A 15,669-nucleotide genomic window follows, 5' to 3' on the forward strand; every position below is an offset into this window, starting at 1 on the left:
ATCTGCGGACAGCGATCGCCGGCCGGTGCTCAGCGTCCGGCTTCGAGGGCGCCGGAGCGCCCGCCGCCGTACGAACCGGCGAGCCCTGCGGCTGCCAGCCCGTTGCCGCCGGCGACCCGACCTGCCTCGGAGCGGGTCATCTCGGCTTCGAGGCCCTGGCCGCGACCGTCGAGGTCCCGCAACTGGCTCTCCAGGTACGCCTTGAGCCGGGTGCGGTACTCGCGCTCGAACTGCTTGAGCTCCTCGATGTGCTTCTGCAGGGCCGTGCGCTTGGCGTCCAGGCCGCCCATGGCCTCCTGGTGCCGCTGGCGGGCGTCCCGCTCCAGGGCGTCGGCCTTCGCGCGAGCCTCGCGGGTCACCTCCTCGGCCTTGCTGCGGGCCTCGGACAGGAGCTGGTCGGCCTCGCGACGCGCGTCGGACACGTGGTCGTCGGCGGTGCGCTGGGCCATCATCAGCACGCGCAGGGCCTGCTGCTCACCGTCACCGGTGACGCCGCCGGCCGGGCCGCCGGTCGCCCGGACCTGCTCCAGCTCGGCCTGCATGGCACGGGCGGCCTGCTCGGCAGCGGACTTGTCGCGCTGCACCCGGTCCAGTTGGGCCTTGACGTCGTTGAGCTCCGCCGCCAGTCGGGCGTCGCCGCCGGGGCCGGCGGGGGCACCGCCACGGCCGCCGCGCTCCACCTGGGCGCGCAGCTCGTTGTTCTCCTCGATGAGACGGGCGAGCTCGCGCTCGACCTCGTCCAGGAAGGCGTCGACCTCCTCCTCGTCATACCCCCGCTTGCCGATCGGCGGCTTTTTGAAGGCGACGTTGTGGACGTCGGCCGGGGTCAGCGGCATCGAAACTCCTCGGGTCAGTTGCGGCCGCGAAAGCGCGTCGGTCATCAGGCGGTTGCCGTGATCGACGGCCCTAACACGAACTCCATCAGCACGAACAGGATAACCAGGAGCACAAGGGAGGCCAGGTCGATGCTCACGGTACCAATTCGCAGCGGAGGGATCACACGCCTCAACGCGTTGAGAGGGGGATCAGTGACGCTCCACACGGATTCCAATCCTGCCGCCGCGCCCCGCCCCGGCTGCCACCGGCGGCCGTACTGCAGAACCGCGCTCAACACGAACCGGGACAGAAGAAGAAGCAGGAAGACATAAAGGACCAGGTACAACACTTGCAGTAAGATCGACAACACGGTAAGCGACGTCCCTCGGGTCGGGCGGGGTCAACTCAGGCTGAAAAATCCACCCTCAGCGATCTTGGCCTTGTCCTCAGCGGTGACCTGGACATTGGCCGGTGAGAGCAGGAACACCCGATTGGTCACGCGCTCGATCGTACCGCGCAGCCCGAACGCCAGACCGGCCGCGAAGTCAACCAGACGGCGGGCGTCGGCCTCATCCATCTCGGTGAGATTGATGATCACTGGCACCCCGTCGCGGAAGTGCTCACCGATGGTGCGCGCCTCGCGGTAGGTGGTCGGGTGCAGCGTGGTGATCTGGTAGCGCTGCTCCTCCTCAGGCACGGCCACCCGCTCCCGCGTCGCGGCCTGCGGCGCGAGGGCCAGATTGTCGCGCGTGTGGTACGTCAGCGCGCCCGACGTGTCGCCGGCCGAGGACCGCGTGATCGACCGCACGCTGGCCCGCTCGGCACGCTCCGCCCGCTCGGGACGCTCACCGTCACCGCGGTCGGAGTCGCCGCCGCGCCCGGTGGACCGCTCGGAGAGCCGGCCCCGCTCGCTGGCGCGCGGCCGGGGAGCCGGTGGCTCCTCGGCGTCGTCGTCGTCCTCGTCGGAGAACTCCTCGGCGTACCGACTCTGCCGGTACCGCGACTCGCGGTAGCCACCCTTGTCGTAGCCACCGTCGTCGTAGGCCCGCTCGTCGTCTTCCTCGACGAGACCGAGCCAGACCCCCGCCTTGCGCAGTGCACCCATCCCGCGCCCTTCCGTCCGCCGTGCGGCACTCGCCCCCGTGCCATGTCGCCCGTCGCGAGTGGACAACCATGCCCATCGGACCGGAACGGCAATCCCCCTGGCGCGCGATTCGCGTCGCGCGTCACGACCCCCACAAGGATCCGCCGCCCTGAAACAACACTGATGTAATTTGCCTGTCTCGCGGTCAGGCTACCGCAGCGTGGGACGCATTCCGAGCAACGCGCTACCGACGCGGACATGTGTCGCGCCGTATCGGATCGCGATTTCCAGGTCGCCGCTCATTCCCGCCGACAACGATGTCGCTCCGGGATGGAGAGTCCGAAACGCCTCGGCCACCTCGGCCAGTCGGGCGAAGGCCCGCTCGGGCTGCCACCCCAGCGGCGCCACCGCCATCAGACCGGCCAACCGCAGCGCGGGCGCGTCCGCCACCGCCGCGGCGACCGCCTCCAGCCCCGTGGCCTCGTCGGCCGAGTCGGGCAACGCGCCACCGCGCGCCGGGTCGCCGTCGATGCTCACCTGGACCAGGGCGTCCAGCGGCCGTTCCCGCTCGGCCGCCGCGTTACCCAGCGCACGGGCCAGCCGCACGCTGTCCACCGAGTGCACGACGTCGGCATAGCGGACGACCGAGCGCGCCTTGTTGCGCTGCAACTGCCCGATGAAGTGCCACCGTGGACGCACCCCGGCCGCTGCCACCTCGGCGGCCTTGCCGGCGGCCTCCTGGTCGCGGTTCTCCCCCAGGTCGGTCACCCCGAGACCGGCCAACGCCAGCGCGTCGCCGGCCGGGTACGTCTTGGTCACGGCGATCATCGTGACGTCGGCGGGGTCCCGGCCCGCGTCCGCGCAGGCGTCGGCGATCCGGGCCCGCACCCGGGCCAGGCCGGCCGCGAGTTCGGCGCGCCGGTCCGGTCGTACCGTGGCTGAGCTGTCGGTCATCGGCGGCGCTCAGGAGCCGTTCTTGAGGAAGTCGGGCACGTCCACGTCGTCGAAGAGCACCCGGCGCGGCGACTGGGTCTGCGCCGGCAGGGTGGCCGGCGGAGGCACCGGGGTGCTCTGCGGCGCCGGCTGGTTGGTGTTGGTCTTGCGGGTCGGCTCGGCCGCCTTGTACGCAGGGGTGCCACCGTCGAAGCCCGCCGCGATGACAGTCACCCGCACCTCGTCGCCGAGCGCGTCGTCGATGACCGCGCCGAAGATGATGTTGGCGTCCGGGTGGGCCGCGTCGGTGACCAGCTGGGCCGCGTCGTTGATCTCGAACAGGCCCAGGTCGGAGCCACCGGCGATGGAGAGCAGCACGCCGCGCGCGCCGTCCATGCTCTGCTCCAGCAGCGGGCTGGAGATGGCCGCCTCGGCCGCCTCGACCGCGCGGTTCTCCCCGCGGGCGCTGCCGATGCCCATCAACGCGCTGCCGGCGCCGCTCATCACGCTCTTGACGTCGGCAAAGTCCAGGTTGATCAGACCCGGGGTGGTGATCAGGTCGGTGATGCCCTGCACGCCGGAGAGCAGCACCTGGTCGGCCGTGCGGAAGGCGTCCATCATGCTGATGTTGCGGTCACCCAGCGCCAGCAGCCGGTCGTTCGGGATGACGATGAGCGTGTCGCACTGGTTACGCAGCTCGTCTATCCCCGTCTCGGCCTGCACCTGGCGGCGCTTGCCCTCGAAGGAGAACGGGCGGGTCACCACGCCGATGGTCAGCGCGCCGAGCTTGCGGGCGATGTTGGCCACCACCGGCGCGCCGCCGGTGCCGGTGCCGCCGCCCTCACCGCAGGTCACGAAGACCATGTCGGCGCCCTTGAGCACTTCCTCGATCTCGTCGCGGTGGTCCTCGGCGGCGTTCTTGCCGACGTCCGGGTTGGCCCCGGCCCCCAGGCCGCGGGTCAGCTCCCGGCCGACGTCGAGCTTGACGTCGGCGTCGCTCATCAGCAGCGCCTGGGCATCGGTGTTGATCGCGATGAACTCGACGCCCTTGAGCCCAACCTCGATCATCCGGTTGACGGCGTTGACGCCGCCGCCCCCGATGCCGACGACCTTGATGACCGCCAGGTAGTTGTGCGGAGGTGTCATCTCCGGTCCTTTCCTTCGAGATTGGCTTCGGCCGACCGGGTACGGCGTGGCCAGACCAGCGGCCGACGACAGCTGTCACCAGCGAGAGTCAGGGGTGAACCCTCACCCTCTACTAGAGGCTTACAGTTATGTCAACCACTGAACCTCTTCGGGGCAACGTAAGCGCCACCACGCCAGGAGCCAAGGACCCGACCGGCGTGTCGCCGCCGGAGCGCGACTCGTCACGTCCCCGCACGCTCACCCGTCAGCGGAAGGTCACCACGTCCGGCGCGCTCACGTCGATCCGGTCACTGTCCTCACCGAGCAGCGCGGTCGCCACCCGGGCCTTGTCCGTACCCCGCGTGGCGTCGCCCCAGACCACCGTGCGGTCCCCGCGCAGCCGCAGGCTGATCCGGGCCAGGCCCTCCACCCTCAGCTCGACCAGCTCGGCACGCAGTTGCGGGGTCAGCGCCCCGAGCACCTCCAGCGCGGCCCGGGTCTCCGGGTCGGCGGCGGCGGGCCGGGCCACCCGCACCAGCGGCAGACCGGCGGGGCGGCGGGCCACCGTCTGGAACGCCACGCCGGTGCGGTCGACGAGCGCGAACGCGTCCGCCTGCGGCACCACCGCCACCGCCGTCCGCTCGGTCACCCGGACCACAAGCGTGCCCGGCCAGTCCCGCGACACCGTGGCCCGCTCCACAGGCGCCAACCTGCCGACCCGACGCGCGGCGGCCGCCAGGTCCACCCGGGCCAACGGCACGCCGTCCGCCACCCCCACCGCGTCGCGTACCTGCACGTCCGTGACAAGCGTGGCGCCCTCCACGGTCACCGCGCGGACCCCGAGCAGGCCGGTCCCGAGGACCGTCCAGGCGACAAGCCCGAGCAGGGCCAGCACCCCGGCGGCCACCGCCCACGGCAACGCCGCCCGCATCCTGCGCTGCCGGGCCCGGGCCATGAAGCGGCGGGTCGACGGCGGCACCGCGTCGCTGCCGGCCCGGACCAACTGCCAACGCCGGGCCGGACCGCGCCGCGGGGCGCCGCCGTCGGCGCCGCTGGTGCGCCCTCGGGCGGGGCCGGGGCTCATCCGGCCGTGGGGGCCGCGCCGTCCGGTGCGGCAGCGCCACCGAGCGCCGCCCCGTCGCCACCGGCAGTGGACCCGCCGGGCACCGGCTGGCCGATCGCCGGGGTCGTGGCCACCGGGTCGACGGTCGCGGTCGGCGCGGAGTCGGCGGTACGCGCGCCCAGGGCGGCCAGCAACTCGTCACCCATCAGCGAGATGGGCGGGGCGCCCATGGTCACCACCACGTCACCCGAGCGGGCCCGACGGACCACCTCGACCGGCGCGTCCTCCCAGGAGTCGACGAACACCTTCCGCTCGGCCGGCAGCGCCACCGCCTCGATCAGCGCCGCCGAACCCTCACCGGGCTGGCGCAGCTCGCCCGGCCCGAAGACCTCCAGCAGCACCACCTCGTCGGCGAGGGCCAGCGCCTCGGCGATCTCCGCCTGGTTGTCGCGGGTGCGGTACAGCCGGTACGGCTGGAAGACGACGATCAGCCGCCCGTCGCCGGCCACCTCACGCAGCGTCTGCACGGCAAGCGTCATCGACGTGGGGTGGTAGGCGTACTCGTCGTAGACCAGCACGCCGTCCGCGACGCCCTTGCGCTCGAAGCGCCGCCGGACGCCCGGGAAGACCGCAAGCGCCGCCTCCGCCGCCGGAAGCGGCAGTTCCAACAGGTACGCGGCCAGCACCGCAGAGGCGCTGTTGAGCCCCATGTGCCGGCCCGGCACGGGCAGCCGGAACTCGCCGAGCGACCGCCCGTCGATCGCGGCCAGGTAACGCACCCCCCGCGCGGAGGAGACGATCTCGGTCAGCCGCAGGTCGGCGTCCTCGGCCGCGCCGTACGTGTGCACCCGCCGCCCCTCGGCGCGCAGGGTCGCCGCCAGCCGCCGACCGCCCGGGTCGTCGGCGCAGGTGATGATGAACCCGTCCGGGTCGGTGAGCCGGGCGAACTCGACGAACGCCGCCTCCAGCGTCGCGTAGTCGCCGTAGGTGTTCAGGTGGTCCGGCTCGACGTTCGTGATGATCGAGACGTACGGGCGGTAGATGAGGAACGAGCGGTCGCTCTCGTCGGCCTCCACCACGAAGTACTCGCCGGTGCCGTGGTGCGCGCCCGAGCCGACCTCGGAGATCTCCCCGCCGATCACGAAGGACGGGTCCACACCGGCCTGCTGGAGCACCATGGTCACCATCGAGGTGGTGCTGGTCTTGCCATGCGTGCCGGCGACCGCGATCGCCCGGCGGCCGGTCATCGCCGCGGCCAGGGCCTCCGAGCGGTGCAGCACCCGCAGGCCGCGTCGACGGGCCTCGACCAGTTCCAGGTGGTCCTTCGGGATGGCCGAGGAGTAGACGACGGTGTCCACCCCGTCGAGGTTGGTCGCCTCGTGGCTGAGGTAGATGGTGCCGCCGAGCGCCCGCAGACCCGCCAGCGAGGGCCACTCGCGCAGGTCGCTGCCGGAAACCCGGATGCCCCGGGTGAGCAGCAGTCGGGCCACGCCGAGCATCCCCACGCCGCCCACACCGATCAGGTGGACGGCGCCCAGGTCCTCGGCGGTGAGCGTGCCGGCCGGGGTGAACTGCGCGGTCATCGGACCACCGCCTCGAGGACGAACGAGCGCAGGGCCTCGTCGCCGTCGCGCCGCCCGTACGCCGACGCGGCGGCGCCCATCGCGTAGAGCCGTTGCGGGTCGCGGATCAGCGGGATCACCGCGCGCTCCAGCCAGTCCGGGGTCAGCTCCGCGTCGTCGACGAGCAGCCCGCCGCCGGCCTCCACCACGGGCAGCGCGTTGCGCTTCTGCTCCTGGTTGCTGTGCGGGTACGGCACGAAGATCGTCGGCAGGCCGATCGCGGCCACCTCGGCGACGGTCATCGCGCCGCCCCGGGCCAGCATGAGGTCGGCCGCGGCGTAGCCCAGCTCCATCTCGGACAGGTACGGCAGCGTCACGTACGGCACCGGCAGGTCGGTGGGGATCGGCACCGGCTCGTTGCGGGCGCCCATCACGTGCAGCACCTGCACACCGTTGCGGGCCAGCTCCTTGGCCGCCCCGGAGACCGCCAGGTTGATCGAGCGGGCGCCGGAAGAGCCGCCCGCGACGAAGAGCACCGGCAGGTCCGGGCGGAGCCCGAAGCGGGCGCGGGCGGCGTTGCGCAGCGCGTACCGGTCCAGCGAGGCGATGCTGCGGCGCAGCGGCACCCCCACCACTGTCGCGTCACGCAGCGACTCGGCCTGACTCGGCTGGTGCGGGAAGCCGACCGCGATGTTCTTGGTGAACTTCATGCCGAGGCGGTTGGCCACGCCCGGCGGCACGTTCACCTCGTGGATCACCATGGGCAGCTCGCGGCGCCACGCGGCCAGGTAGGCAGGCACCGAGACGTACCCGCCGAAGCCGACGACCGCGTCGGCGCGCACCTCGTCGATGACCTTGCCCGCGGCGCGGGCCGCGGTCCACATCCGGCCCGGGGTACGCACCAGGTTCATGTTCACCGAGCGGGGCAGCTGGTACGCCGGGATCTGCCGCAGGTCGTAGCCCTGTGGCGGGATCAGCTCGTTCTCCATGCCCTTGGGTGTGCCGAGGCAGGTGATCCGGACGCCCGGGTCGTGTCGGCGCAGGCAGTCGGCGAAGGCGAGCAGCGGGTAGATGTGCCCCCCGGTGCCACCTCCCGCGAGCACCACCGAACGCAGCGGACCCATCAGCGTCTCCTCTCGCTCGCCGTACCCTGGCGGCTCCGGCCCTGCCGGACGCCGCGCGGTGCGGCCTGGTCGTCCTGGCGCCGCTCGCGGGACCGGGGCACGGACCCTCGGCCAGCCGGCGGCGTCGCCGGCCGGCGACGCCGGCCGGGAAGCGGCGGCAACGGGGCCCAGAGTAGTCGGACCCACCGGGCCGGCGGACGGGCATGCAGCGCTCTGGCCGCATCGGGTTCGGCGCGGGCGAAGGACGCCAGCATCCCGATCGCCGCCAACGTCACGACCAGGGCACTTCCGCCGTCGGAGATGAACGGCAGCGGCAGACCGGTGATCGGCAGCAACCCCACCACCCCACCGACATTGATCACCGCCTGGCTCACCAGCCAGGTCGTGACCGCGGCGGCCGCGAGCCGCCGGAACGGGTCGTCGACCCGACGAGCGATGCGCAGACCGGTGTACGCGAGCACCGCGAACAGGCTGAGCACCACCGCGCAGCCGATCACCCCCAGCTCCTCCGAGATGATCGCGAAGATGAAGTCGTTGTGCGCCTCGGGTAGCCAGTCCCACTTGAGGCTGCCCTTGCCCAGCCCGACGCCGAACCAGCCGCCGTGCTCGATGGCCAGCCGGCCCTGGTAGAACTGGAGGCAGCCGTCGAGCTTGCACTTCTCCGGGTCCGGTGGATTGAAGAACATGGCGAGGCGGGCGAAGCGGTAGTTCTCCGCGCCCTGCTCGCCGGAGCCGGCGCCCAGCGAGGCCACCGCGACGAGCAGTCCGACGCCGACCAGCCCCGCCGCCGCGAGGGCGCCGAAGACCCGCATCCGCACCCCGGCGGCCCACAACAGGCCGACCACCAGGGCCAGCAGGCAGAGCATCGTGCCCGTGTCGTTGTAGCCGACAAGCACGAACAGCAGACCCATGACCGGAAAGAGCGGGGTGGCCAGTTCCCGCCACCAGCCCAGAGCGGCGCCCTTGCGGGCGATGACGTGCGAGCCCCACAGCACCAGCGCGAACTTGGCCAACTCGGAGGGCTGCACCTGGATCCCGCCGACGAACAGCCAGTTCAGCCGCGCCTCGACCGGCCCGAAGACGACCGACTTCTGACGGGTGAGCCGGCCGTAGGCCACCAGCAGGTTGAGCACCAGCAGCAGCGCCACCGACGTGAACAGCAGCGGTCGGCCCAGCGAGCGGTAGGTGCTGGCGGGCAGGCGCTGACACGCCCAGAACGCCACGATGCCGATCACCGCGAAGATGGCCTGCTTGGTCACCGAGGCGGACGCGTTGCCGTCCTCGGCGTAGTCCTTCACGCTTGTCGCCGAGAAGACCATTGTCAGCCCGATGAGCAGCAGCAGACCGGCGCTGGACAGCAGCAGGTAGTAGGACGCCAGCGGCCGGTCCAGCAGGCCGCGCAGGGCGGCCAGTCCGCCGGCCGGATCCAACCCGCGCAGCGGGACGGCGGCACCCCCGTCGGGCTCACGCCCCGTCGAGCCAGCCGCACGCCCCGGGGCGGTGCCCGGCTCACGCGCTGCCCGGCCCGGCTCACGCGCTGCCCGGCCCGGCTCACGCGCCCCGCCGTCCGCCGGTCGCGCAACGGCGTCGGGCTCGCGGGCCGCGCGCTCAGGCTCACGGGCCGGGCGGTCGGGCTCACGGCCCGCGCGCTCAGGCTCACGGGCCGCGCGCTCAGGCTCGCGGGCCGCACCGACCGCCTTCGCCGTACGCGCCGTGCCCGGTGACCGTCGCGGCCGACCGGCTGTCCTGTCCTCGGTGCCTGGTTCCTCCCCCACCCGGACATCATCACCGCTCGGCACGCCCGACAGGCCCACAACGATGCACCGGGCGTGTCGGGCTCTCCCCGGGGGAGGGTCCCGCGGCCCCTTTGCTCTGCTTCAACCGACGCAACACTTCTGCCGTGCGAGTGGTGCGTCCGTTGAAGCAGAGCAAAGGACGGTTCGAGCACCCTGCCACCCGACCGGCCGCACACAGACCGCAACGCCCGCCCGGCCGACCAGGGTGGCCGTGCAGGGTGGCCGACCAGGGTGGCCGAACCGGGGTGGATCAGGTCATGTTGGCGAGGAACTCGCTGTAGAACAGGCCCAGGGCGATGGCCACACCGATGCCGGCGATGATCCAGAACCGGACCACGATGTTGACCTCGCTCCAGCCGGCCAACTCGAAGTGGTGCTGCAACGGCGACATCCGGAACACGCGTTTGCCTGTGGTCCGGAAGGAGATGATCTGGATCACCACGGACATCGTGATGATCACGAAGAGCCCGCCGATGATCGGCAGCAGCAGGATCGTCCGGGTGGACATCGCCATGCCGGCGATCAGGCCGCCCAGCCCCAGCGCACCGGTGTCGCCCATGAAGATCCGCGCCGGAGACGTGTTCCACCACAGGAAGCCCACACAGGCCCCGGCCGCGGCCCCGGCTATCAGCGCGATCTCCAGCGGGTCCCGGACGGAGTAGCAGTAGGACTGGGTGTAGCTCGGGTCGGCGCACCAGTGCCGGTACTGCCAGAACGCGATGAGCGCGTACGCCGCGAGCACCATCACCGAGGCGCCGGTGGCCAGGCCGTCCAGACCGTCGGTGAGGTTCACCCCGTTCGTCGCGGCCATCACCACGAAGATGAAGATGATCACCGCACCGATCTTGCTGACCTCCAGGGCGTCGATGTCCCGGATGAAGCTCAGCGTGGTGCTGCCCACCGTCTCGGTGTTTGTCTTCGCGCCCGTCGCGTCGGTCATCGTGCTCGGGAAGTACAGCGCCACCACGCCGAATACCGCGCCGACCAGGATCTGGCCGAGCAGCTTGCCGCGCTTGTTCAGGCCGGCGCTGTTGCGCTTGCGCACCTTGAGGAAGTCGTCGAGGAAGCCCACCGCGCCGGAGAAGACCATCAGCCCCAGCAGCACCAGCGCGGTGATGGTCGGCTCCACCTGGGCGATCTGCAGATCCGGAAGCGTGGTCAGCGCCAGGTGCCCGGCCACGTACGCGATCACCGTGGCCAGGATGAAGACCACGCCGCCCATCGTGGGCGTGCCCTTCTTGCCCTGGTGCATGGCGGGACCGTCGGACCGGATCGGCTGGCCGGCCTTGAGCCGGGTGAACACCTTGATCGCGATCGGCGTGCAGAACAGCGAGACGAGGAATGCCACCCCGATCGCGACGATGACCGCCCTCATCGGGTGGCCTCCTCGGCGGCGTCGGCGCGCAGGGCGTCGGCCACCTCCCAGGTCCGGTACCGGGAGCCCTTGACCAGGACGACATCGCCCGGCCGTAGCTCGCCCCGCAGCACCTCGACGGCCGCCGCCTGATCGGTGAGCAGCACCGACTCTCCTCCCCAGTTCCCTACCGCTGTCGCGCCTTCGTGGATCGGCGCGGCCGGCTCGCCCACCACGAGCAGCCGGTCGACACCCAGCTCGGCCGCGAGTCGGCCGACCTCGGCGTGGCCGTCGGGCTCGAACGGGCCCAGCTCGGCCATGTAACCGAGCACCGCGACGGTACGCCGTTCCCGACCGAGGCTGGCAAGCGCCCGGAGCGCGACAGCCATCGAGGCCGGGTTGGCGTTGTACGAGTCGTCGATGACCGTCACCCCGTCGGGCCGGTCGAAGACGTCCATCCGCCTGGTGGACTTCAGCCCCAGCGCGCCGAGCGCCGGGGCCAGGTCGGCCAGCGGCATGCCCAGCTCCCGGGCGACCGCGGCGGCGGCGAGGGTGTTGCCGACCTGGTGACGGCCGGTCAACGCGAGCCGCACCGGCACCCGCCCCTCCGGGGTGACAAGGGTGTACGACGGGTGCCCCCGCTCGTCGAGCGTGACGTCCTCGGCGCGCAGGTCGGCGTCCGGCGCCTCGCCGTAGCGGACCACCCGGGCCCGGGTGCGAGCCGCCATGGCATCCACCCGGGGGTCGTCGGCGTTCAGCACGGCCAGCCCGTCGGCAGGCAACGCCTCGACCAGTTCGCCCTTGGCCTGGGCGATGTTGTCCTGCGACCCGAACTCGCCGATGTGCGACGTGCCGACGTTGAGCACCACCGAGATGCGGGGCGGCACCAGCTCACACAGGTAGCGCACGTGCCCGATGCCGCGGGCGCCCTTCTCCATCACCAGGTAGCGGGTGTCCGGTCCGGCCAGCAGAGCCGTGTACGGGTGGCCCAGCTCGTTGTTGAACGACCCGGGCGGGGCCACCGTGGCGCCGAGGCGGGCGGTGAGCTGGCCGATCAGGTCCTTCGTGGTGGTCTTGCCCGAGGAGCCGGTCACACCGATCACGGTCAGCTCGGGCAGCCGGGCCACCGCCGCGCGGGCCAGCCGGCCCATCGCGGTCAGGGCGTCGTCGACGAGCACCATCGGCACCTCGGGCAGCTCGCGGGTGCCGAGCACCGCCACCGCGCCGGCCGCCAGCGCCGTCGCGGCGTAGTCGTGCCCGTCGACCTTCTCCCCCGGGAAGGCCACGAAGAGCGAACCGGGCCCGACCTTGCGCGAGTCGAACTCGACCGAGCCGGTGACGGTGGCGGCCGGGTCCGCGTGCACGAGCCGCCCGTCGACCGCAGCGGCCACCTCGGCCAGGGTCAGCGCGATCACCGCTGACCCGCCCGGTCGGAGAAGCGGGCCCGCAGCGCGTCGGCCAGCTCGGTGCTGTCGTCGAACGGGAACATCTCGCCCGCCACCTCCTGGCCCCGCTCATGGCCCTTGCCGAGCAGCGCGATCACGTCGCCCGGCTCGGCCAGTCGGACCGCCTCGTCGATCGCGTCCCGGCGACCGGCCACCTCGATGATCCGGGCGGCCGTGCCCGCCCGGTACGCCCCGGCGAGCACCTCGGCGCGGATCTGGGCGGGGTCCTCGGTACGCGGGTTGTCGTCGGTCACCAGCACCAGGTCGGCCCCCTCGGCCGCGGCGGCGCCCATCACGGGGCGCTTGCCCCGGTCCCGGTCCCCGCCGGCGCCGATCACGCAGATCAACCGGCCGGCGCTCAGCTCCCGCAGCGCGGCCAGCGCGGCCACGATCGCGTCGGCCTTGTGCGCGTAGTCGACCACCCCGCGCACCGGCCCGACGACGTCGACCAGTTGCAGGCGGCCGGGCACGCCGCCGCAGGCGGCCACGCCGGCCGCCGCGGTCACCGGATCCACGCCGGCGCCCACCAGGGCGGCGATCGCCAGCAGCGCGTTGGCCACGTTGTGCCGCCCGGGCAGCGCCACCCCGCCGGTCACCACCACGCCGTCCGGGCCGTGCGCGGTGAACCGCTGCGCGTACCCCTCGCCGTCGACGCCGTCGGCCCACCATGTCGCGGTCGGGTCGCCGAGCGCCGAGTAGCTGACCGTCGCGGGCTTGTAGAGCGGCTTCAGCGCCGGGTCGTCGTGGTTGAGCACCTCGACCGCGCAGCGGCCGTCGAAGAGCTGCGCCTTGGCGGCGAAGTAGTCGGCGCTGTCGGCGTGGAAGTCCAGGTGGTCGGAGCCGAAGTTCGTGTACCCGCCGACGGCGAAGCGCACCCCGCCGACCCGACCCATGGCCAGGGCGTGGCTGGAGACCTCCATGACCACGGCGGTGACGCCGCGCTCCCGGGCGGTGGCCAGCATCGCGTGCAGGTCGGTCGCCTCGGGGGTGGTGCGCACGCTGTCGATCACCAGGTCGCCGAGTCGGGTCTCCACGGTGCCGATCAGCCCGGTGGTGTGCCCGGCGGCGCGCAACCCCGACTCGACCAGGTACGCGGTGGAGGTCTTGCCGGCGGTCCCGGTCACGCCGATCACGGTGAGCGCCGCCGTCGGGTCGCCGTACACCGCCGAGGCCAGCTCACCGAGCACCGCGCGCGGGTCGGGCACCACCAGGGCGGGCAGGCCGCTCGCCGCCGCCAGCTCGGCGCCGGCCCGGTCGGTCAACAGGGCCACCGCGCCGGCCTCGGCGGCGCCGACGGCGAACTCCGCGCCGTGGCGGCGGGCGCCGGGCAGGGCCGCGTACAGGTCGCCGGGGTGGACCTCCTGGCTGGCGTGGGTCGCGCCGGTGACGACCACGTCGGCGGCGTCCGCCGGGAGGTCGACGGCGAGCCGGACGGCGAGGTCACCGAGCCGGACGCCGGTCACGGTACGTGGACGTGGATTGCCGGGCACGGCGTCAGACCCTACCCGGTCGTCCGGTTCCGGCCGCACAGCCGCCCCGGTGGTTCGTCGGCACTCACCGATGATGTCGCGCCTTCGCTGGTCAGCGCGGATAGACCACGAACTTGGGTGCGGAACCACTCGGGGACGGCGGCACGCGGTAGTGACGCAGCGTGAACTGCATCATGTCGCGGAACGCCGGGTTGGCTATCGCGGCACCCCCACCACCGGGCGCGTACACGAAGACCGCGATCACGTACCGGGGCTTCTCGGCGGGTGCCATGCCGATGAAGGAGGACACCTCACCGGGCTGCTTCTTGCCGTCCACGAGGCGCCAGCCGGTGCCGGTCTTGCCGGCGACCCGGTAGCCCGGGACCGCCGCCAGGGTGCCGGTGGCGCCCTCGACGGTGGTGACCGCCTCCAGCATGGTGCGCAGCGCCGCCGCGTTCTGCGGGCTGAGCACCGAGCGGGTGACCGGCGCCGGCGCGGGGGTGCGCTTGCCGTCCGGGCCGATCGTCTCCTTCACGAGGTGCGGCTGCACGTACGTGCCGTCGTTGGCGATGGCGGCGTACGCGGCGGCCATCTGCAACGGCGTGGCGTCGACGCTGTGCCCGATCGGCACCGACCCGCGCGACGACTCGCTCCACTCGTCGATGGGCAGCAGCCGGCCGCTGGCCTCGCCGGGCAGACCCTCGCCGGTGGGCTTGCCCAGCCCGAACCGCTTCTGGTAGTCGATCAGCCGGTCCGGGCCGAGCCGGTCGGCGACGGTGATCGCGCCGACGTTCGACGAGAAGGCAAGCATCCCCGGCACGCTCATCTTCCGGCCGTTGGCCGGGTGGGTGTCGGAGAACCAGGTGTCACCCTTCTTGATGCTGTTGGCGATGGGAAGCGTCGTGTCCGGGGTGATCACCCCCTCCTGCAGCGCCGCGCCGTAGGTGATCGCCTTGTGCACCGAGCCGGGGTCGACGACGAAGCTGGTCGCGGCGTCCTCCCGGGCGACCGGGTCGCTCGGGACCGGCTTGGCGGCGTTGTAGGTGGGATCGCTGGCCTGGGCCCGCACCTCGCCGGTGGCGACGTCGATGATCACGGCGGCGGCTGTCGCGCCCCGCTGCCCCGCCATCCCCGCGCTGAGGATCTGCTGGGTGCGGAACTGCAGGTCACGGTCGATGGTGAGGGTCAGCGAGCTGCCCGGCTTGGCCGGGGTCGTCTTGCTGTAGCCGCCCGGGATCGGCGCGGCGAGGTCACCGAGGCCGGCCTCGTACACCCGCCGGCCGTCCTGCCCGGAGAGCAGGTCGTCGTAGCGTGCCTCCAACCCCTCCAGGCCGTCCATGTCCTGGCTGGTGAAGCCGATCAGGTTGGCCGCCAGGTCGTCGCCGGGCACCTCCCGGCGCTCGTCGCGGTGCACCCCGATGCCGGGCAGGTCCAGCGCCTGCACCTGCTTGGCCGTCGGGATCTCCACCCCCCGGGCCAGGTACTCGAAACGGGACGGATTGCCGTTCTCCAGCTTGCGGGGCTTCATCAGCTCGGTGAGCTTCGACGCCGGAATGCCGAGCAGCGGGGAGAGCGCCTTGGCGGTGGCGTCGGCGCCGATCCACCCGGGGTTGGTCCGGTCCTCGATCAGGGTCGGGTCGGCGAACACGTACCGCGCCTCGACGCTGTGGGCCAGCGGCTCGCCCCGGAAGTCGTAGATCGCGCCGCGCGGTGCGGGCAGCTCCACAGTGCGGGTCCGGTCGGCGACGCCACCACCTGCGTACGCCGGGGTGTCCACCGCCTGCAGGAAGATCAACCGCACCCCGATGGCGACGAAGAGCGCCAGGGTGAGCACGGTGCCCAGGCGCAGCCGCAGCCGCGGGTCGGCGAGCTTCGGCGGGCGCGGCGGCTTGCGCGAC

13 protein-coding genes are annotated in these 15,669 nt (G+C 72.6%); all 13 read right to left on the bottom strand.

The window, feature by feature from the left end; all coding sequences use genetic code 11:
- Positions 1 to 29 precede the first annotated feature (29 nt).
- Positions 30 to 836, bottom strand: coding sequence for a DivIVA domain-containing protein (locus MILUP08_RS25230; protein ID WP_007463015.1), 807 nt, complete (start codon positions 834 to 836; stop codon positions 30 to 32).
- A 44-nt stretch (positions 837 to 880) separates the two neighbouring features.
- Complete coding sequence (locus MILUP08_RS25235) at positions 881 to 1,186, bottom strand: YggT family protein (protein WP_007463017.1); 306 nt, start codon at positions 1,184 to 1,186, stop codon at positions 881 to 883.
- A 30-nt stretch (positions 1,187 to 1,216) separates the two neighbouring features.
- Positions 1,217 to 1,921 (bottom strand): cell division protein SepF, encoded by a 705-nt coding sequence (locus MILUP08_RS25240; protein WP_007463019.1) that lies wholly within the window; start codon positions 1,919 to 1,921, stop codon positions 1,217 to 1,219.
- A gap of 189 nt (positions 1,922 to 2,110) precedes the next feature.
- Entirely contained in the window at positions 2,111 to 2,854 is a 744-nt protein-coding gene (locus MILUP08_RS25245; protein ID WP_007463021.1) for a YggS family pyridoxal phosphate-dependent enzyme, read from the bottom strand.
- A 9-nt stretch (positions 2,855 to 2,863) separates the two neighbouring features.
- Positions 2,864 to 3,979 carry a cell division protein FtsZ gene (gene ftsZ / locus MILUP08_RS25250; RefSeq protein WP_007463022.1) on the bottom strand — a complete coding sequence of 372 codons (1,116 nt, stop codon included), beginning with the start codon at positions 3,977 to 3,979 and terminating at the stop codon, positions 2,864 to 2,866.
- Between the two features lie 244 nt (positions 3,980 to 4,223).
- Entirely contained in the window at positions 4,224 to 5,042 is an 819-nt protein-coding gene (locus MILUP08_RS25255; protein ID WP_007463023.1) for a cell division protein FtsQ/DivIB, read from the bottom strand.
- Complete coding sequence (murC, locus tag MILUP08_RS25260) at positions 5,039 to 6,604, bottom strand: UDP-N-acetylmuramate--L-alanine ligase (protein WP_007463024.1); 1,566 nt, start codon at positions 6,602 to 6,604, stop codon at positions 5,039 to 5,041. Before murC ends, MILUP08_RS25255 begins: the two co-directional genes overlap by 4 nt.
- Positions 6,601 to 7,707: an undecaprenyldiphospho-muramoylpentapeptide beta-N-acetylglucosaminyltransferase gene (gene murG / locus MILUP08_RS25265; protein WP_007463025.1), complete on the bottom strand. Its 1,107-nt coding sequence runs from the start codon at positions 7,705 to 7,707 to the stop codon at positions 6,601 to 6,603. The genes murC and murG overlap by 4 nt, the downstream gene beginning before the upstream one ends.
- On the bottom strand, positions 7,707 to 9,119 hold the full coding sequence (locus MILUP08_RS25270; RefSeq protein WP_039908769.1) for an FtsW/RodA/SpoVE family cell cycle protein: 1,413 nt from the start codon (positions 9,117 to 9,119) through the stop codon (positions 7,707 to 7,709). Before MILUP08_RS25270 ends, murG begins: the two co-directional genes overlap by 1 nt.
- Before the next feature lie 634 nt (positions 9,120 to 9,753).
- On the bottom strand, positions 9,754 to 10,878 hold the full coding sequence (gene mraY, locus MILUP08_RS25275; protein WP_007463028.1) for a phospho-N-acetylmuramoyl-pentapeptide-transferase: 1,125 nt from the start codon (positions 10,876 to 10,878) through the stop codon (positions 9,754 to 9,756).
- Positions 10,875 to 12,272 carry a UDP-N-acetylmuramoyl-tripeptide--D-alanyl-D-alanine ligase gene (locus MILUP08_RS25280; RefSeq protein ID WP_007463029.1) on the bottom strand — a complete coding sequence of 466 codons (1,398 nt, stop codon included), beginning with the start codon at positions 12,270 to 12,272 and terminating at the stop codon, positions 10,875 to 10,877. Before MILUP08_RS25280 ends, mraY begins: the two co-directional genes overlap by 4 nt.
- Complete coding sequence (locus MILUP08_RS25285; RefSeq protein ID WP_083915917.1) at positions 12,269 to 13,831, bottom strand: UDP-N-acetylmuramoyl-L-alanyl-D-glutamate--2,6-diaminopimelate ligase; 1,563 nt, start codon at positions 13,829 to 13,831, stop codon at positions 12,269 to 12,271. Before MILUP08_RS25285 ends, MILUP08_RS25280 begins: the two co-directional genes overlap by 4 nt.
- A 52-nt stretch (positions 13,832 to 13,883) precedes the next feature.
- A partial coding sequence (locus MILUP08_RS25290; protein ID WP_237747188.1) for a peptidoglycan D,D-transpeptidase FtsI family protein occupies positions 13,884 to 15,669 on the bottom strand: 1,786 nt, incomplete at its 5' end.

This window comes from Micromonospora lupini str. Lupac 08 (assembly GCF_000297395.2).
In the GTDB taxonomy this organism is placed as follows: domain Bacteria; phylum Actinomycetota; class Actinomycetes; order Mycobacteriales; family Micromonosporaceae; genus Micromonospora; species Micromonospora lupini.

Coding starts and splice junctions, on each gene's coding strand:
- MILUP08_RS25255 (WP_007463023.1), bottom strand. CDS start 5,042: ATGAGCCCCGGCCCCGCCCGAGGGCGCACCAGCGGCGCCGACGGCGGC.
- murC (WP_007463024.1), bottom strand. CDS start 6,604: ATGACCGCGCAGTTCACCCCGGCCGGCACGCTCACCGCCGAGGACCTG.
- MILUP08_RS25245 (WP_007463021.1), bottom strand. CDS start 2,854: ATGACCGACAGCTCAGCCACGGTACGACCGGACCGGCGCGCCGAACTC.
- MILUP08_RS25240 (WP_007463019.1), bottom strand. CDS start 1,921: ATGGGTGCACTGCGCAAGGCGGGGGTCTGGCTCGGTCTCGTCGAGGAA.
- MILUP08_RS25230 (WP_007463015.1), bottom strand. CDS start 836: ATGCCGCTGACCCCGGCCGACGTCCACAACGTCGCCTTCAAAAAGCCG.
- murG (WP_007463025.1), bottom strand. CDS start 7,707: ATGGGTCCGCTGCGTTCGGTGGTGCTCGCGGGAGGTGGCACCGGGGGG.
- mraY (WP_007463028.1), bottom strand. CDS start 10,878: ATGAGGGCGGTCATCGTCGCGATCGGGGTGGCATTCCTCGTCTCGCTG.
- ftsZ (WP_007463022.1), bottom strand. CDS start 3,979: ATGACACCTCCGCACAACTACCTGGCGGTCATCAAGGTCGTCGGCATC.